Annotated in this window: 15 protein-coding genes; 12 read left to right on the forward strand and 3 right to left on the reverse strand. The window is 61.0% G+C overall.

The window, feature by feature from the left end; genetic code table 11:
* Positions 1-125 precede the first annotated feature (125 nt).
* The 9 genes from F6V25_RS10100 (at position 126) to F6V25_RS10140 (ending at position 9,676) form a co-directional block, all read left to right on the forward strand.
* On the forward strand, positions 126-1,406 hold the full coding sequence (locus F6V25_RS10100) for a class II fructose-bisphosphate aldolase (RefSeq protein ID WP_151128454.1): 1,281 nt from the start codon (positions 126-128) through the stop codon (positions 1,404-1,406).
* Between the two features lie 92 nt (positions 1,407-1,498).
* Positions 1,499-1,876: a PilZ domain-containing protein gene (locus tag F6V25_RS10105; protein WP_149307120.1), complete on the forward strand. Its 378-nt coding sequence runs from the start codon at positions 1,499-1,501 to the stop codon at positions 1,874-1,876.
* A gap of 12 nt (positions 1,877-1,888) precedes the next feature.
* The gene (locus F6V25_RS10110) at positions 1,889-3,877 is read left to right on the forward strand and encodes a methyl-accepting chemotaxis protein (protein WP_246167018.1); all 1,989 of its coding nucleotides are present in this window, start codon (positions 1,889-1,891) and stop codon (positions 3,875-3,877) included.
* A 296-nt stretch (positions 3,878-4,173) separates the two neighbouring features.
* A complete protein-coding gene (panB, locus tag F6V25_RS10115) occupies positions 4,174-4,974 on the forward strand; it encodes a 3-methyl-2-oxobutanoate hydroxymethyltransferase (RefSeq protein ID WP_151128455.1) in 801 nt (266 codons plus the stop codon).
* A gap of 50 nt (positions 4,975-5,024) precedes the next feature.
* Positions 5,025-5,876 (forward strand): pantoate--beta-alanine ligase, encoded by an 852-nt coding sequence (gene panC / locus F6V25_RS10120; protein WP_151128456.1) that lies wholly within the window; start codon positions 5,025-5,027, stop codon positions 5,874-5,876.
* A gap of 2 nt (positions 5,877-5,878) precedes the next feature.
* Positions 5,879-6,274 carry an aspartate 1-decarboxylase gene (gene panD / locus F6V25_RS10125; RefSeq protein ID WP_149307116.1) on the forward strand — a complete coding sequence of 132 codons (396 nt, stop codon included), beginning with the start codon at positions 5,879-5,881 and terminating at the stop codon, positions 6,272-6,274.
* Positions 6,275-6,595: 321 nt separating this feature from the next.
* Positions 6,596-7,855 carry an amidohydrolase family protein gene (locus tag F6V25_RS10130; protein ID WP_151128457.1) on the forward strand — a complete coding sequence of 420 codons (1,260 nt, stop codon included), beginning with the start codon at positions 6,596-6,598 and terminating at the stop codon, positions 7,853-7,855.
* A 70-nt stretch (positions 7,856-7,925) separates the two neighbouring features.
* Positions 7,926-9,104 carry a vWA domain-containing protein gene (locus F6V25_RS10135; RefSeq protein ID WP_151128458.1) on the forward strand — a complete coding sequence of 393 codons (1,179 nt, stop codon included), beginning with the start codon at positions 7,926-7,928 and terminating at the stop codon, positions 9,102-9,104.
* A gap of 167 nt (positions 9,105-9,271) precedes the next feature.
* Positions 9,272-9,676, forward strand: a complete 405-nt coding sequence (locus tag F6V25_RS10140) for a hypothetical protein (protein ID WP_151128459.1) — start codon at positions 9,272-9,274, stop codon at positions 9,674-9,676.
* Positions 9,677-9,815: 139 nt separating this feature from the next.
* On the opposite strand, the gene F6V25_RS10145 is transcribed toward F6V25_RS10140, so the two are convergent.
* From F6V25_RS10145 to ileS, 3 genes are all read right to left on the reverse strand, one after another.
* Positions 9,816-10,613, reverse strand: a complete 798-nt coding sequence (locus tag F6V25_RS10145) for a sulfite exporter TauE/SafE family protein (protein WP_151128460.1) — start codon at positions 10,611-10,613, stop codon at positions 9,816-9,818.
* A gap of 220 nt (positions 10,614-10,833) precedes the next feature.
* Positions 10,834-11,322: a signal peptidase II gene (gene lspA / locus F6V25_RS10150; protein ID WP_151128461.1), complete on the reverse strand. Its 489-nt coding sequence runs from the start codon at positions 11,320-11,322 to the stop codon at positions 10,834-10,836.
* 2 nt (positions 11,323-11,324) lie between these two features.
* On the reverse strand, positions 11,325-14,099 hold the full coding sequence (ileS, locus tag F6V25_RS10155) for an isoleucine--tRNA ligase (protein WP_151128462.1): 2,775 nt from the start codon (positions 14,097-14,099) through the stop codon (positions 11,325-11,327).
* Between the two features lie 336 nt (positions 14,100-14,435).
* Here ileS and F6V25_RS10160 point away from each other — a divergent pair, with 336 nt between their 5' ends.
* The 3 genes from F6V25_RS10160 (at position 14,436) to gmhA (ending at position 17,267) form a co-directional block, all read left to right on the forward strand.
* Positions 14,436-15,479 (forward strand): rod shape-determining protein, encoded by a 1,044-nt coding sequence (locus tag F6V25_RS10160; protein WP_151128463.1) that lies wholly within the window; start codon positions 14,436-14,438, stop codon positions 15,477-15,479.
* A gap of 127 nt (positions 15,480-15,606) precedes the next feature.
* A complete protein-coding gene (locus F6V25_RS10165) occupies positions 15,607-16,641 on the forward strand; it encodes a glycosyltransferase family 2 protein (protein WP_151128464.1) in 1,035 nt (344 codons plus the stop codon).
* A 56-nt stretch (positions 16,642-16,697) separates the two neighbouring features.
* Complete coding sequence (gene gmhA / locus F6V25_RS10170; protein ID WP_151128465.1) at positions 16,698-17,267, forward strand: D-sedoheptulose 7-phosphate isomerase; 570 nt, start codon at positions 16,698-16,700, stop codon at positions 17,265-17,267.
* The last annotated feature ends 185 nt before the right edge of the window (positions 17,268-17,452 follow it).

Here is a 17,452-nt window from a genome sequence, read left to right on the forward strand (position 1 = left end):
TCCGGGGCGGTTACATGATATTTATAAAGCGCTGTATACTGGCTGAAAAACACCGTTATTTCAAATTAATACAGCACTGGCATGCAATGCAGAGGTACTGACACTATCGATAGAAGGAGGGTGGTATGGCTTACGCGGCAGATTTCGAAAAAGCACTTCAGGTGGGGCGTCCCCCCACTATCTGTGGTCTCTTTCCCAACTCCAAGGCACTGATCGTCAGCGGCAAGGTCATTGACCGGGCCATGCTCGCCAAGGGCAAGGCGGTGGCGCTGGCCGCCAACGGCCGCAACTACTTCGTCATCCGCGGAGCACTTGCCGCCGCCCAGCGCGCCAATGCACCGCTTATCATCGAGATCGCCAAGTCCGAGGGGGGGCAGAAAGCCTACTGCGCCGTCAATTACTGGAACATAGCCCGTATCGTCGATGCCCTCTGCAACGAACTGGGGATCACGGTGCCGGTCGCCATCCACGCCGACCACTACGGGATCAAGAACGACAAGGACCTGGCGGCAGCCAAGGTGGAGGTGCCGACCATGTTCGAGGCGGGGATCACCTCCATCGCCATCGACGCCTCCCACCTCCCCGACGATCAAAATCTGCTGGCCAACCTGGAGATCAACCCCTTCATCCCAAAGTGGGCAGGGCTTGAGACCGAGGTGGGCGAGATCAAGGGGAAAGAAGGGCTCTCCACCGTCCCCGAGGCCAAGTTCCTGATCCAGGGGCTGAACGCCCATGAGATCTTCCCCGACTGGATCGCCCTGAACAACGGGACCACCCACGGCCTGGAGGCGAGCGACGCCGGCATCCAGGTCGGCCTGACCGCCGATATCCACCACGCCCTGGTCCCCTACAAGCTCAGTGGCGCCCAGCACGGCACCTCGGGCAACAGCTCCGAGCGTCTGCGGGAGATCGCCCAGAAGACCGCCACCACCAAGGCCAATGTGGCCACCGCCCTGCAGATGATCTCCTGGGGGTTGGAGGTGAACGACTACGGCAACGCCCAACTGGACGGGAACGGCAACTTCATCAAGGTGCCGGGCGAGGGGATGACCGAGGAGTTGTGGGCCGAGATGGTTGCCTATGCCGACTCCAAAGGGTGGAAGAAGGGTGACTACAAGAACCTGAACCTTACCTTTGAGAACAAGTTCCTGGCACAGCCCAAGGCAATCAGGGAGCGCATGGCCAAACGGGTCGAGGATTTTGCCTACAAGATGATGACCGAGGTGTTCAATAGTCGGGATACGGCGCCACTGGCCGTGGAGGCGATCCTCAAGGCCGGTTCGTATGACCTGGGCCCCAAGGGGAGCCAGATCGAGGACCCGGCCCACTGGACCAGGGAGCAGATCGTGGAACGGGCGAAATCCATTGCCGGCGACAAGGGCCCCGAAGGCAACTTCGAGGACTGATCGAAAGAATTGTTCGGCGCAAGGACATGTCGGGTGCGGTCGGCGGCTGTGGATGCACCGGCCGCGCCGGCACGAATTCAGGAGACACTCCCATGAGTAGTACGAGAAAGTTTTCCCGCGTCCCCTTCCGGGTTAATGCAACCGTCAAGACGGCGGATCGTCAGTTTTACGGCAATGTGGAGAACCTCAGCATGAGCGGCATGCTGCTCATCACCGAGGAACGTTTGCCGGAAGGCGAGCCGGTGGAGATCACCATCGTCCTGACGGGAACGTCCCCCGAACTATTTGTCGGCTTCAGCGGCAAGGTAAGCCGGGAGGCGGAGAACGGCATCGCATTCTCCTTCGAGAAGATAGATCTGGATTCCTATACACACCTGAAGAATATCATTGCCTATAACAGCGACGATGCCGAAAAGGCAATGGAGGAGATTTACCACTCCATCGACGAAAAGTTTGCCACGGAAAAGTGAGAGACAACCATCGTGCGTAAAGAACTCATCGCGAAAAAACGCTCCAAGGGATTGGCGCTGTCCGGTTTCCTGCTCGGCAGCAGCGCCCCTATCGGCTGGATCATCATCCGCATGCTCTTCTTTTACGATAGCGGAAAGCCGCTGTTGGGGCAGATTTCCGCCGATATCTTCGCTTCGCCCGAACACCTTGTCATGTACAACTACATGGGACTCGGGACCGCCATCGTCCTGGCCGGCCTGGGCTATCTGATCGGCCAGAACGACGACGAACTGCGCGAGCGGGCCACGGAGTTGGATGCCCTCCACAGGGAGGTCGCCTCCCAGAAGGAGATATTCGAGAACCGTTACAAGGTTCTCGACAACAACATCAAAAACTTCCACCAGATCAGCAGCAAGCTGCAGATGTCCCTCGACTTGGATGAAATCCTGCGGCTGTGCGCCGCGGGGCTTCACGAGGTGCTGGGCTATGAGCGGGTCAACATCCTCATGGTCCAGAATGGTACTGAGCTCCGTTTCGTCACGACCGCCGGCACGGATGATTTCGACGCCGCCGGCGTGACGCTGCCCCTCGACGGGAGGATCGGCGTGGTCCACAAGTGTCTGGCCGAGAGAAAGGTCTTTCTGGTGGACGACATCTCCCGCTATCCCGAAGAGTACCACCTGCAAGCCCCTTACAACAGCCTGGAGCCGCTCCGCTCCCGGAGCTTCATCCTCTGCCCCATCGTGGTCAAGGGCGAGGCCGTCGGCGTCTTCGGCATCGACAACAAATCCAGCCGCCGTTCCTTGAACGATTCCGACGTGGATACGATCATGCTCTTCGCCGATCAGGTGGCGTCGGCCATCACCCGTATCAACCTCCTGGCTTCCATCGACACCCTGACATCGGAGATGGACAACTCCTTTGCCTTTCTGCTGAGCAGCCGGGAGCAGCATTTCAAAAACGTCAAAAACCTGGAGGAAAGCGTCGAGTCGGTTGCCGACGGATCTGCCGTCATCGCCTCGGCCGCCGAAGGGGTCATGGCCTCGGTGGATGAAACCAGCACCGCCGTCAGCGAAATCTCCGTAACCATCGAACAGGTTACCCGCAACCTGGATCACCTGACCGGAATCGTGCTGCAATCCGCATCGGCCATGGAACAGATCAGCAACACCATCAGCAGCGTGGAGCAAAGCGCCGCCATCTCCCACGAGGTCTCCAGCCAGGTAAAGTCCAATGCGGACGAGAGCCGCGCCGTGGTTGCCGAGACGATCGATTCCCTGGCCGAGATTCAGACCTCGGTCGTGCTCTCCTACGAGGCCATCACCCGGCTGTCCGAGAATAGCAACCGGATCGAGAATATCGTTAATGTGATTAACGATATCACCAAGCGCACCAACCTGCTGGCCCTGAACGCCTCGATCATTGCCGCCCAGGCGGGCGAATACGGCAAGAGCTTCGGTGTGGTGGCCGAGGAGATTCGCACCCTTTCGCTCCAGACCGGCCATTCCACCAGCGAGATCACTTCCATCATCGAACAGATCATGACCGAGTCCAAGACCGCCGCCAGCAATATCACCGCCACCAAGGGCTTGGTGCAGCGCGGCGTCGAACTGGGCAATTCCACCGGTGAAACCCTCAAGGCCATTTTCGATCGCTCGGTCTGCTCCATGGACATGACCCAGCAGATCAAGCAGGCCACGGAAGAGCAGGCCATGAGCGTTCATCTGGTGGCAAAGTCCATGGAAGACATCAGTGCCATGACCACCCAGATCTTTGCCGCTTCCACCGACCAGTCCAAGGCCACCAGGAGTATCGCCCGCTCCATCGAAACCATCAAGGAGATGGCCCACGAGATGGTGGATTCCACCTCCCATCAGGTGGAAGACGGCCTCCGCATCAGTCGGATCGTCGAGGCGGTCGGCGGCATGGTGAAGGAGATGTTCGACAACATGGAAACCCGCCGCGACCAGAGCGCGGAGGTGATCAAGGAGTTGGAGTCCCTGAGGAGCCAGAACGCCTGAAAGCCTGGTGAGATGCGGTCTCCCTTGGGGATTTCCAGCGGCACCAGACAAACAGGGTATTTTTTTGTAGCCCTTTTATAGGCCTTTTGGTATAAATAGATGTTCGGTTCTTATGACGGCTACCCAAGCAGGGGGTCGATCAGCCACGGGACCGGAGAGCAGGATCATATACCGCCAGGATTCGGCAACGAACCGGGACGGAAGGGAATACCCGACAGTGCAGAGCATGGCTTGTGCACTGAACGATATCGCGCCTTTCCGGCGCGTTTTTTGTTTCTGGGGGACGGAGAGATGCTATGCAAAAGAAAACGACCATACCGGACATCTTCCAGATGAAGCAGGAAGGGCGGCGCATCACCATGTTGACCGCCTACGATTTTCCCTTTGCCCGCCTCGTGGACCAGGGAGGCGTGGATATGATCCTGGTGGGGGATTCGGCCGGCGTCGTGGTGGCCGGTCACGACACGACCCTCCCGGTTACCATGGATGAGATGCTGTACCATACGAAGTCGGTCCGGCGTGCCGACCCCAAGGCACTGTTGGTGGCCGATATGCCGTTCATGTCGTATCAGGCCGGCATCGAGGATGCCTGCCGCAACTGCGGCCGGATGATCAAGGAGGGTGGCGCCGAGGCGGTAAAGATCGAGGGGGGCGTGAATATGGCCTCCGTCATCCGTGCGGTGTCCGCCATCGATATCCCGGTCATGGCCCACATCGGGCTGACCCCCCAGTCGATCCACCGCATGGGGGGCTACAAGGTGCAGGGGCGCAAGGACCAGGCCGAGCGGATCATGGATGATGCCCGGGCGGTTCAGGAGGCCGGCGCCTTCTCAGTGGTCCTGGAAGGGATACCGGCACAGTTGGCGGCCCGCATCACGGCCGAACTCTCCATCCCGACCATCGGCATCGGCGCGGGACCGGATTGCGACGGCCAGGTGCTGGTGATCCACGACATCCTGGGGCTGTGCGAAAAGTATTCGCCCAAATTCGTCAAGCACTACGCCGAACTGACGCCGATCATCACCGAGGCGGTTAAGACCTACGTGGATGAGGTCCGGGCCGGGGAGTTCCCGACAGCCGAGCATTCGTTCAATTGAAACTATCCCCTTTAAAAAGGGGAAGTAAAATCGAGGAAATCAGGAAATCCATGAAGATCATTTCTGCCATAGAGGAAATGCAGCAGACCGCCCTGGGGCTCAAGCGCCAGGGCAAGACCATCGCCTTCGTCCCCACCATGGGATACCTGCACGAGGGGCATGCCTCGCTGCTCAGAGAGGGGCGCACACGGGGCGATATCCTGGTGCTCTCCATCTTCGTCAACCCGATCCAGTTCGGCCAAAACGAGGACCTGGACAGCTATCCCCAGGACCGGGAGCGGGACTTTCGCACCGCGGAGGGATGCGGCGTGGACATCGTCTTCACCCCCGACAGCGCCGGCATGTACCCGTCCGGGTTTCAGACCGGGGTGGCGGTGCGGGAACTTTCCCAACCCCTGTGCGGTGCCAGCCGTCCGGGACATTTCGACGGCGTGGCCACGGTGGTGACCAAGCTGTTCAACATCGTCCAGCCTGACGTGGCCCTGTTCGGGCGCAAGGATTACCAGCAACTGACCATTATCCGGCGCATGGCGGCCGACTTGAACCTGCCGGTGCAAGTGATCGGCATGCCGATCGTCAGGGAGGCGGACGGACTGGCCCTGAGCTCGCGGAACAGCTACCTGTCGCCTGTGGAGCGGCAGGCGGCCCTCTGCCTCTCCCGCGCTCTGGTGCGGGTCCGGGATCGGTACGCCGCCGGGGAACGCTCCGCGGCGACCCTGAAAAACGAGGCCCTGGCGGTTATCGCCCAAGAGCCCTTGGCCGCAATAGACTATCTGGAAGTGCGCGACGGCGCCACGCTGGAACCGTCGCAGACCGTGGACAGCGGCACGCTGGTGGCGTTGGCGGTCAAACTGGGGCAGACGCGATTGATCGATAACACCATAGTGGGAGAGGAGCTGTAACCATGCAGAGAATCATGTTGAAGAGCAAGATCCACCGTGCCACTGTCACCGGAGCCGACCTCCATTACGAGGGGAGCGTCACCATTGACCGCGACCTGATGGATGCAGCCGATATCGTTTCCTATGAAAAGGTCGCGGTGTGGGACGTGACCAACGGCAGCCGCCTGGAGACCTATGCCATCGAGGGTGAACGCGGCTCCGGCGTTATCTGCCTCAACGGCGCCGCCGCACGTCTGGTGGCCCCCAAGGATCTGGTCATCATCGCCAGCTTCGTCAACATGGACAACGAGGCGGCCATCACCCACGAGCCGAAACTGGTTTTCGTGGACGAGCAGAACCGCATGCTGCCGACCCGTAAGGAAGATGCGGGGCAGTCCAAACTGAAGTGCGTGCACTAACGTTAAGAGGTTGTTGAAAAACAGCCATCAGGCCTTCGTCCTCAAAAGCCCTTTCGTGCGGCGTAGCGCTGCTACGCCTCCTCAGGGCTTGTCTAGCGGGTGCGACGATCTGGCTATTTTTGAACAACCTGAGTTTTTCAATAGCCTGTTAAACGTAATCGGATAGGATTAGCGGGATTCAGGCAGGAAACTTCGGTTTTCTGCCTGTTTCTTTTTTAAAAGGTAGTGGGTATAATTAACCACCGCCGTCCCGTTTCATGACGGATTCCCGCCCGAAAGCATCATGTGTTTTCACGGCGGACACCGCGCTGGGGGTTGAACATGTCCGAATCCACCATCTACGCCGCCTCATGGCTGATCAATCCCGACGCCCCCCCCGTTGCCGGCGGGGCGCTCCTGGTGCGCCATGGTACGGTGGCCGCCGTCGGCACGCTGGCCGAGTTGCGGAGCGCCCATGCCGCCCCGGTGGTGGAATTCCCCGGCAGCGCCATCATCCCCGGTTTCGTCAATGCCCACACCCACCTGGAGTTGACCCATTTCGCCTCCTGGCGGCTGCGTACCCACGTGGAGTACAACCCGCGCCGCTTCGTGGACTGGATCATCCAGTTGATCAAGATCAGGCGCGGCCTCAAGGACGAGGATATCCTCGCCTCGCTGCGGGAGGGGGTGCGCATGTGCCTGGAGTCCGGCACCACGGCCGTGGGGGAGATCGTCACCAACCCCGCCCTGGCGCCGCGCTACCAGACTGCGCCCCTTGGGGGGCGTCTCTTCTTCGAGCTGCTCGGCCACGACCCGGACCGGTTCCGCGGCATGCTGGACAAGGCGCTTGCCGCCTGTGCAGAGAGCAACGACCGGCTCACTGCCGGCCTGTCGCCCCACAGCCCCTACACCATCGGCGAAGAGAACCTGGCGCAGATCCACGAGGCTGCCACATCCCGATCCCTCCCCCTGGCGATCCACATCTCCGAATCCCGGGAGGAGGCCGATTTTATCTTCGATACCGCCGGCCCCCTGGCGGAGCAGTTCTATCCCTTCGTGGGGTGGGAGGGACTGCTGATGGCGCCCCGCCATTGCAGCTCCACCGAACTCCTGGACCGCTTTGGCCTGCTGACCCCCACCACCCTGGCCATCCACTGCGTCCACGTCACCCCATCGGACGGGGAAACCCTTAAAGAGCGCGGCTGCGCCGTCGTGCTCTGCCCACGCAGCAACGAACGCCTCGATGTGGGAAAGGCTCCGCTGCATCTGTTCAAAAAACTCGGCATTCCGCTGGCCCTGGGCACCGATTCCCTGGCCAGCAACGACTCTCTCTCCCTGTGGGAGGAGATGCGCTTCGCCCTTGATCTGTTCCGCCACGACCTGTCCCCGGCCGAAGCCTTCCGCATGGTTACGGTCGGGGGGGCTACTGCCCTCGGTATGGCCTCATCCTGCGGTTCGCTGGAACCGGGAAAGCGCGCCGATTTTCAGGTGGTGGGGAACGGTGGGGCAGAGGCGGAGAAAGTGCTGGAACGGCTTGTGGGCGAGGGTGCGGTTCAGGAGGTCTATGCGGGCGGGGAACGGTATGCGGGCTCTGCCGGCTGAGGGTGCCTCTTGCCGCTGTCTTTGAGGCAATACTTTGAATTTTCCAAGCCCCTGTGGCACACTACCGATCATGCCAACCATGAACACCCTTGAAACCGCCATCGTCCGCCTGCTGCGGGATAAACCGTTCTACGGCCATTTCCTCCTCAACCTGCGCCGTGCGGAACAGCCAACGTCCAACCACGCCGCCGGCGTGACCATCCGGGACGGGGTGCCGACCCTCTCCCTGAATCCCCCGCTGTTTGCCGCCCTGTCCCGAGAGGGACAGCAGGCCCTGCTGGAACATCTGGTCAAGCACCTCCTTCATCTCCATCCCCTGCGGCGCAAACAGCGCAACAACCATGACTGGGATATGGCCTGCGACCTGGCCATCAACCCCGGCATCGAGGGGCTGCCGGACGATGCGCTCGTGCCGGAGCAGTACGGCCTGGAAGCGGGGTTGGCGGCAGAGGAGTATTATGCCCTGCTGGTCCCCCCCTTCGACACCGGGAACCTGGACGGCAGCGGCTACGGCGATGGTGAGCAGGATGACCGGGGGGCGGCCGGGCAGGGGCGGGCCGCTGTGCAGGACGGGGCAACCCTGGACGACCACGAGATCTGGAGCGACGCCGACAGCACCCCCCTGCCCCTGGGCGAGGAGATGGTGCGGAGCATCACGCGGGATAGCCTGCGGGGGAGCGACGGCGAGGCGCCGGGAGATATCCGGGCTGTGGTGGAGGGGCTGTTGCGGCCATCGCCCATCCCCTGGCGCCAACTGTTACGGCAGTTTGTCGCCACGGCCGGGCGGGTGGGGCGGAAGAGCACCTGGATGCGGGAGCATCGCCGTTTCGGCACGGGGAACCCCGGTATTCGCAAGCGGCGGCGGCTCAACCTGCTGGTGGGCATCGATGTCAGCGACTCCACCAATATTGTGGCGCTGCGCGAGGCCTTTGCCCGCGAGTTGGTGCACATCGCCCGGGGCCGGGACGCCCACATCACCGTGTTGTACGCCAACAGCCGCATCCAGCGCGTAGAGGCGTTCAACGGCTCGTCGTTCGTGGCCCAGCGGTACGACGGCGGCGGCTTCACCGACCTGCGGCCGGTCTTCGAGTATGCCAGGGGGATGCATCCGTTGCCGGCTGCGATCATCTACCTGACCGACGGCATCGGCCCGGCCCCGGAAACGATGCCGTTCCCCACCCTGTGGGTGCTGACCCGCGAAGGGGAACGGCCGGTACCGTGGGGGGTAGAATTGCGGTTGGATGTATAATTAACAAATCTGCCACAGAGACACGGAGACACAGAGGTTCACAGAGAAAAGCAAAACCTTTTGAGGTAAACCAGAATCGCAATCATTAGGTTGTATTGAGTATTATTCCTGGTTTTCTCCGTGTCTCTGTGTCTCTGTGGCAGATGTTTATTTTAGAAAGGTTGCATATGGACGAATTCAAACCGATGACCGCGGAATCGGTCGGGAGCCTGCTGGAAGAGGCGGGGGCCGAGGTGCTGGTGCGCTCCGGGAGAAGCGAGAGCTACGGTGCCCCGCGGGAGTTTTCCTTCGAGGTCAAGGCCACGTTTCCCAACGGCATGGGGCTGCATGTGGTGGCGCGCCAGTTTAACTACCGCGACCCTTGGGAGGCCCAGGGGAGGATCAACGACATGGTTGATGTGTCGCTGCTCCGCGCCGGCAGCTATACCAGTCTGCCGAAAGGCTTCGACTATTTCCAGGGGATCGATGAGGAGTGCGGGTTGGATGAGGAACGGCTGAAAGAGGTGATCGCCTGCGTCAGCGGCCTGAACCCCAAACTTTACGTGTTGCAGGAGATGACCGGGGACCTCTGAAGGTTGTTGAAAAACAGCCATCAGGCCGCCATCCTCGAAAGCCCTTTCGTGCGGCGTAGCGCTGCTACGCCTCCTCGGGGCATTCTGCGGGTGCGACGATCCGGCTATTTTTGAACAACCTGAGCTTTTCGACAATCTGCTATAACAGGCTCCATAGCATCTTGGTGGCCATGGCGACCAGCAGCAGGGCGAAGAATTTCTTCAATTTTGGGATCGGCAGGCTGTGGGCCAGCTTGGCGCCCAGGGGCGCCGTGGCAAAGCTGGCGCATGCCACCGCGGCCAGCGCCGGGAGGTAGACAAAGCCGATGCTGTAGCTCGGCAGTGCTGCGGCCGATAGGCCGTTGACCGCATAGCCGACCGCCCCGGCCAAGGCGATGGGAAAACCGACTGCGGCGGAGGTCCCGATGGCGTTGCGCATGGGGACGTTGCACCATAACAAAAACGGCACGGTCATGGTGCCGCCGCCGATGCCGACCAGGCTGGAAACGCCGCCGATCAGGCTGCCGACGCCGGAGGTGCCGACCACGCCGGGGAGTTGCCGCTGGGCCTTGGGTTTGATGTCCAACAGCATTTGGAGCGCCACGTAGTACAGGAACGCCACGAAGAAACCTTTGAGAAAGCCGGTGGAGAGGTGTGACGCCAGCCAGGAACCGAGGAAGGTCCCGGCCAGGATACCGGGGGTTATGCGCCGGACGACCCCCCAGTCAACCGCTTTGCGGCCGTGGTGGGCCCGCATGCTGGAGACCGAGGTGAACATGATGGTGGCCAGCGACGTGCCCAGCGCCAGGTGCAGGATATAGGCGGCCGGCAACTGCTGGGCCGTGAACAGGAAGGTGAGCATCGGTACGATGACCAGACCGCCCCCCACGCCCAGGAGCCCCGCCAGGATACCGGCAAAGCCGCCCAGCGCCACGTACGAAAGCCAAAATGTTATCATTGTTTCTCCCGCCACCGGGGACGCCACGTCCCATAACAGTAACCTGAATCCGTAACGCCTCCATGCCTTCGTTGATCCGAAAGGCCACTGCCCTTGCCTTTGAGGAGAGAAACACCAGGGCGACGGAGGACCGACGAAGTGAGTTGTGTGATGCGGCCGGGCGGCGGGCTGGCCCCGGCTCTTCCTGACACTGCGGTATTCCGGCATTACGGATTCAGGACTAGTTCTTTGCCTGTTTCTGCCGTTGTTCCTCCCGCAGCATGTCCAGCGCCAGCAGGGCCACGCCGACGCAGATCAGCGAGTCGGCGACGTTGAAGGCCGGCCAGTGGTGCGCTTTCCAGTACACATCGAGGAAGTCGATCACCTCGCCCAGGCGGACCCGGTCGATGAGGTTGCCCACGGCGCCCGAGAAGATCAGGGCCAGGGATACCTGGGCCAATAGCTGGTCCTTGCGCAGACGGTTGAAGGCGATCACGATCACCACCGCGGCGATGGCCGAGATGGCGATGAAGAAGGGGAGCCTCCAGGAGGCGTGGGAGAGGAAGCTGAAGGCGGCCCCTTTGTTGCGCACATAGGTGATGTTGAACAGCCCGTCGATCACCGGGATCGACTGGAACATCTGCATGCTCCGGTCGATATACTGCTTGGTGATCTGATCGACGATCAGGCCGACGATAGCGATACTGCCGAAGATAGCCCAGCGCCGCATGGTTAGGCCACCGCCGTTGTGCATTTTGGGCATATGGTGGGATGTGACGTATCTAGTCCCAGCTCCTCGCTGTAACACCAGCAGCGATCGCACTTCTCGCCAGGCGCGGCCGATACCTGCACCCGCAGGCCCGGGAGGGTTTCAGCCGCATAGCTGTCGCCTGCCATGGCGTCAACCAGGGTGACCTTGGAAACGATGAAGATCGCGGCCAACTCTGTGGCGTATTCCCGGAGGAAGGCCAACAGTTCCGGATCGGCGTTGATGGTCACCCCGGCATCCAGGGAGTGGCCGATGGTCTTGGCCACTCGGGCCTGCTCCAGAGCCTTGGATACCTCGGCCCGCACCTTCATGATCCGCTCCCAGCGTTCCACCAGCTTGTCGTCCTTCACCTCGGGCTGGAGTGTGGGGAATGCGGCCAAATGGACGCTGGCCTCGCGCTCGCCCGGCAGGTACTGCCAAGCCTCGTCGGCGGTGAAGGAAAGCACCGGCGCGATCAGGCGCAGCAGGGTGTCCAAAATCCGGTACATGACGGTCTGGGCGCTGCGCCGTTCCAGAGAATCCTTCTTGCTGGTGTAGACCCGGTCCTTGAGGATATCCAGGTAGAACGAACTCATCTCCACGGTGCAGAAGCCGTTCACGGCATGGTAGAGGACGTGAAACTCATACTCGTCGTAGGCGGTCAGCACCTTTTCCTTGAGCAGTTCCAACTGGTGCAGGGCCCAACGGTCGATCTCCGGCATGTTCGCGTATGCCACGCTGTCCCGGGCCGGGTCGAAGTCGTTGATGTTCCCCAGGATGTACTTACTGGTGTTGCGGATACGGCGGTAGGACTCTGACAGGCGGCTCAGGATCTCCTGGGAGATGCGGATGTCGTCGCGGTAGTCCTGGGCAGCCACCCACAGGCGCAGGATTTCGGCGCCGTACTTCTTGATGATCTCTTCCGGGGCCACCACGTTGCCCACCGACTTGCTCATCTTGCGGCCGGAACCGTCCACCACGAAACCGTGGGTCAGGACGTTTTTATAGGGGGCGCGGCCGCGGGTGCCGACGCTCTCCAGCAGCGAGGAGTGGAACCAGCCGCGGTGCTGGTCGCTCCCCTCCAGGTACATGTCGGCCGGCGAGGCCAGCCTGGGGTTGGGTTCCAGTACAGCGGCATGGGAGACGCCCGAATCGAACCACACGTCCAGGATGTCCATCTCCTTCTCGAATTCCGTTGCCCCGCATTTGGGGCATTTCGTCCCTTCGGGGAGGAGTTGGGCGGCCTCCCAGTCGAACCAGATATCGGCGCTGTGCTGTGTGAAATGATCGGCCACATGGTCCATGACCGCGCCGTCGGCCAGGTATTCGCCGCAGGCCTTGCAGGAAAAGGCGGTGATCGGCACGCCCCAAGTGCGCTGGCGGGAGATGCACCAGTCCGGGCGGTTTTCGATCATGCCGTGGATGCGCTCCTTGCCCCATTTGGGAATCCACTGCACCTGATCGACGGCCTCCAGTGACTTCTTGCGCAGGTCGTTGGTCTCCATGGAGATGAACCACTGCTCGGTGGCCCGGAAGATGATCGGCTTTTTGCAGCGCCAGCAGTGGGGATAGGAATGGACGATGTCGGCCTGCCCGAGCAGCGCCCCGACCTCGGTCAGCTTTTCGATCACGGCCGGGTTGGCGGCAAAGACGAACTGGCCGCCGAAGAACTCCACGTTCTGGATATACTTGCCGTGGTTGTCCACCGGGTTGTAGATATCAAGCCCTTCCTTCAGGCCCAGTTCGTAGTCCTCCTGGCCGTGGCCGGGGGCGGTGTGGACGCAGCCGGTGCCGGCCTCCAGGGTCACATGCTCGCCCAAAAGGACGATGGAATCCCGATCATAGAAGGGGTGCTTGCAGCGCTTGCGCTCCAGGACGGCCGCCTTGAAGGTGGCGATGACCTCCCCCGTCAGGCCGACGGCTTTCAGGAAGCTGTCTTTGAGCCCTTCCGCCACGATCAGAACCCCTTTTTCCGTCTCCAGGGCCACGTAGTCGAATTCGGGGTGCAGAGCCACGGCCAAGTTGGCCGGGATGGTCCAGGGGGTCGTGGTCCAGATCACCACGTAGGCCTGCTTGCCGGCCAGGGCCGGGATGGCGGCGGAAACATCGTCTTGCAGGGCGAAGCGGACGTAGATCGACGGCGAGGTGTGGTCGGCATACTCCACCTCCGCTTCGGCCAGGGCCGTGACGCAGGAGGAACACCAGTGGACCGGTTTCTTGCCGCGATACAGCCCGCCGCTCTTGGCGAACTTGGCCAACTCCCGCGCGGTCTGCCCTTCGTATGCGTAGTTCATGGTCAGGTAGGGGGTGTCCCAGTCACCCAACACGCCGAGGCGCTTGAACTCGTCCCGCTGGATGGCGATGAATTTCTCAGCGTATTTCCGGCACTCGCGGCGCATCTCCAGCTTGGAGATCTCGTGCTTTTTCGAACCCAGGTTCTTTTCCACCTGTAGTTCGATCGGCAGGCCGTGGCAGTCCCAGCCCGGAACGTACGGGGCGCGGAAGCCCTCCATGCGTTTGCTTTTCAGGATCACGTCCTTGAGAATCTTGTTCAGGGCGTGGCCGATATGAATATGGCCGTTGGCATAGGGAGGGCCGTCGTGCAGGATGTAGAGCGGCTTGTCCTTGCCGTCTTCCTCCATGCGGGCATACAATCCCTCGGTTTCCCACTTGTTAAGGATTTCCGGCTCCCGCTGGTTCAGGTTGGCCTTCATGGGAAAGTCGGTTTGGGGCAGATTGAGTGTGTCTTTATAATCCATGGTGCTGTCTCCTCACAGACTTCTGCTGGTTGTGCAAATTTTACAAAAGTATCGTGATAGCAGAGAAATGTCAAGGAATGCCCTGTGGTTGCCGGACAGATGGCAAATACCGTGCGTCGATTGTCAGTGAAGATATCGGTGTTAAAATCCAAGCTCATCATCGAGCAAAACTTGGGCGGTGGCCTTCTGGCCCGCAATGTGGAGGGGGGCGCCGAATTCAAGGTTGAAGTCTGAGGAACCAGATTCCCCCTTGCATTTGCCACCGCCCTCTGCTAGCATATTTAGCCTTTTCCTGAACTAAAACTGGACCCTATGTACGAAAGGATTGAAAGAATAATGTTGAAAATATTCGATTACCTGTTTGGTATGTTTTCCAATGATTTAGCCATTGACCTGGGGACCGCCAATACCCTGGTCTACCTGAAGGGCAAGGGTATCGTGGTTCGCGAACCTTCGGTGGTTGCGGTCCAGAAGATGCCTAATGGCCAGCAGAGGGTGCTCAAGGTCGGTATGGAGGCAAAGCAGATGCTGGGGCGCACCCCCGGCTCCATCACCGCCATCCGCCCCATGAAGGACGGGGTCATCGCCGACTTCGACATCACCGAGGAGATGCTGCGCTACTTCATCCACAAGGTGCATAACCGCAAGACCCTCGTGCGCCCCCGTATCGTGATCTGCGTTCCTTCCGGCATCACCCAGGTCGAGAAGCGCGCCGTCAAAGAATCGGCCGAATCGGCCGGTGCCCGCGAAGTCTACCTGATCGAGGAGCCGATGGCCGCTTCCATCGGAGCCGGCCTGCCCATCACCGAGGCCTCGGGCAACATGATCGTCGATATCGGCGGCGGCACCACCGAGGTGGCGGTCATCTCCCTGGCCGGCATCGTCTATGCCCAGTCCACCCGCATGGGGGGCGACAAGATGGATGAAGCCATCGTCCAGTACATCCGTAAGAAGTACAACTTGCAGATCGGCGAGCGCATGGCCGAGAGCATCAAGATCGAGATCGGCGAAGCCTATCCCGGTCCCGATGTCCTGTCCATGAACGTCAAGGGGCGCGACCTGGTGTCCGGCATCCCCAAGACTATCGAGGTGAATTCGGACGAGATCCGCGAAGCCCTCAAGGAAGCGGTCAACGCCATTGTGGACACGGTGCGCATCTGTCTGGAAAAAACACCCCCCGAACTGGCGGCCGACATCGTTGACAAGGGTATCTTTCTCGCCGGCGGCGGTGCCCAGTTGCGCAATCTGGACATGTTGCTGCGCGAGGTTACCAAGGTCCCGGTGCTCATTGCCGAGAATCCTCTGGACTGCGTCGTGCTTGGCTCCGGCAAGGTCCTTGATGAATTGAACCTTCTCCGCCGGGTCGCAGTCACATCGTAACCGTGCCGGTCCCAAGGGGCGTGAAGAAACTCTCCATGAGCGGGGATGAACAGGACAGTCAGGATGCGCCGCGAATCGTCGTTCCTGTTCATCCTGTTTATCCCTGTTTTCGTCTTACTGTGCTGACATGACAAATCCCTCCATCGACATAATCGTTCCGGTCTGGAACAGTCCCTTCGAAACCCGTGCCTGTCTGGCCGCGATCCTCAGACACTCCCCGGGGGCGCGCATGATCATCGTCGACAACGGCAGCAGCCGGGAAACCGAGCTGATGCTGGAGGAGTTCTCCGAGCCGCTGGGGGAGCAGGGCCTGTTCATGAAGTCCGAGCGCAACATCGGGCTGGTGCCGGCCATCAATAGGGGACTGGCGCGTTCCGATGGCGATCTTGCCGTCATCGTCCGGCCGCACGTCCTTGTCACCCCTGGGTGGCTCGACGCCCTCAGGACGGCCGCCCAGGACGCCTCGGTCGGTATTGTCTCGCCGGTTTTCAGCGGCAGCGGGGCCTCGCAACGCCTTGCCATCAACAGCAGGTACGATTGCCCGTTCATCGAGACCTTCTCGGTGTCGTTTTCGGCCCTGTTGCTGAAGAGCGAGATGCGTATGCAGACCGGTTGCTTCGACGAGGGGCTGGATAGCGGCGAATGGTGCCTGATCGATTATATTCGCCGCGCCTGGAGCAAGGGGTATCGTACCGGTGTTACATCGCGCTCTCGCCTGGTTTGCGGCCAGGAGCCGGTTTTCGGCTCGGACGCGCGGCGGAAGAGCCAGGCTCGTGTCAGCTGGGAACACTATCGGGAACAGTGGGGCATCAGCCGCCATTACGGCGTTTATTTCGGTGCCGATACGGATGTGGCCGCCCTTGCCGACGCCATGGAAACTATTCGGGAGGGTTCCCGCCGGGGTCATCGTTTCACCCTGTTGCTGCACCGCCGCCAGGCCCGGGAGTTTCGCCGTTGCGGCTGGAATTGCCTGCATACCGGCATAGACCAGATTCGGTTGTCCATGCTCATGCCGCACCGGGACCTGGTGCGCAAGATCGGAGCGCTCCGGGAGAGCGCCCCTGAGATGATCATGGTACGCTGGAATGACGATGCGTCTGCCGCCGGCATGGAAATGGCCATTCCATTCGCCGAGGTGGCCGCCGCACTCAGGAACGCATGACGAAATAACGAGAAAGGCGCAGTGCCGGGCCGCTGGGCACGGTGCGGAGGTGACTCATGGTAGGAGATGTGAAGGCTCAGTTGCAGGCCCATCGCGCTTTGTTTGAAGCAATGGAGCGGGATATGGCCCCGTTGATCGCCGAGACGGCGGCCCTGCTTGCCCATACCCTCAAGAGCGGAGGAAAGCTGCTGGTGATGGGCAACGGAGGATCAGCCGCCGATGCCCAGCATTTCGCGGCCGAGATCGTCGGGCGCTTCAAGCTGGAGCGTCGCGCTCTGCCTGCCGTGGCGCTCTCCACCGACACCTCCATCCTGACCGCCGTCGGCAACGACTACGGTTTCGAAGCGATCTTCAGCCGCCAGGTCGAGGCCCTTGCGGCGGCGGACGACGTGGTGGTCGGTATCTCCACCAGCGGCAACTCCCCTAATGTGCTCAAGGCCTTTCAGGTGGCGCGGGAACGCGGCTGCCGCACCGTCGGCCTCTTGGGGCGCGACGGCGGGAGCATCAAGGCCGCCTCCGACGTGGCACTGGTGGTTCCCTCCGACGACACCCCCCGCATCCAGGAGGGGCACATCACCATCATCCACATCGTCTGCGACCTGGTGGAACGGTCGCTGTTCGGGTAACTCGGGAAATATTCAAAAACATTCCGCCACAGAGACACGGAGACACGGAGAACGTCAAAAGCAGAACCATTTTTACAAGGATGAATATGATGAAGGGGATAACACCTGAAATTCTGTTACCAGCAAAATCTTAAAGCCTTTATCTCTGTTCATCCCTTTTATCCCGTAAATAAGGTTTTCTCCGT

It is taken from the genome of Oryzomonas japonica (genome assembly GCF_008802365.1).
GTDB lineage: Bacteria > Desulfobacterota > Desulfuromonadia > Geobacterales > Pseudopelobacteraceae > Oryzomonas > Oryzomonas japonica.

What these genes read in the sequence shown, in the direction of transcription:
- F6V25_RS10100 (WP_151128454.1), top strand. Translation starts at nt 126, where the DNA reads ATGGCTTACGCGGCAGATTTCGAAAAAGCACTTCAGGTGGGGCGTCCC.
- F6V25_RS10105 (WP_149307120.1), top strand. Translation starts at nt 1,499, where the DNA reads ATGAGTAGTACGAGAAAGTTTTCCCGCGTCCCCTTCCGGGTTAATGCA.
- panB (WP_151128455.1), top strand. Translation starts at nt 4,174, where the DNA reads ATGCAAAAGAAAACGACCATACCGGACATCTTCCAGATGAAGCAGGAA.
- panC (WP_151128456.1), top strand. Translation starts at nt 5,025, where the DNA reads ATGAAGATCATTTCTGCCATAGAGGAAATGCAGCAGACCGCCCTGGGG.
- panD (WP_149307116.1), top strand. Translation starts at nt 5,879, where the DNA reads ATGCAGAGAATCATGTTGAAGAGCAAGATCCACCGTGCCACTGTCACC.
- F6V25_RS10130 (WP_151128457.1), top strand. Translation starts at nt 6,596, where the DNA reads ATGTCCGAATCCACCATCTACGCCGCCTCATGGCTGATCAATCCCGAC.
- F6V25_RS10135 (WP_151128458.1), top strand. Translation starts at nt 7,926, where the DNA reads ATGCCAACCATGAACACCCTTGAAACCGCCATCGTCCGCCTGCTGCGG.
- F6V25_RS10140 (WP_151128459.1), top strand. Translation starts at nt 9,272, where the DNA reads ATGGACGAATTCAAACCGATGACCGCGGAATCGGTCGGGAGCCTGCTG.
- F6V25_RS10145 (WP_151128460.1), bottom strand. Translation starts at nt 10,613, where the DNA reads ATGATAACATTTTGGCTTTCGTACGTGGCGCTGGGCGGCTTTGCCGGT.
- lspA (WP_151128461.1), bottom strand. Translation starts at nt 11,322, where the DNA reads ATGCGGCGCTGGGCTATCTTCGGCAGTATCGCTATCGTCGGCCTGATC.
- ileS (WP_151128462.1), bottom strand. Translation starts at nt 14,099, where the DNA reads ATGGATTATAAAGACACACTCAATCTGCCCCAAACCGACTTTCCCATG.
- F6V25_RS10160 (WP_151128463.1), top strand. Translation starts at nt 14,436, where the DNA reads ATGTTGAAAATATTCGATTACCTGTTTGGTATGTTTTCCAATGATTTA.
- F6V25_RS10165 (WP_151128464.1), top strand. Translation starts at nt 15,607, where the DNA reads ATGACAAATCCCTCCATCGACATAATCGTTCCGGTCTGGAACAGTCCC.
- gmhA (WP_151128465.1), top strand. Translation starts at nt 16,698, where the DNA reads ATGGTAGGAGATGTGAAGGCTCAGTTGCAGGCCCATCGCGCTTTGTTT.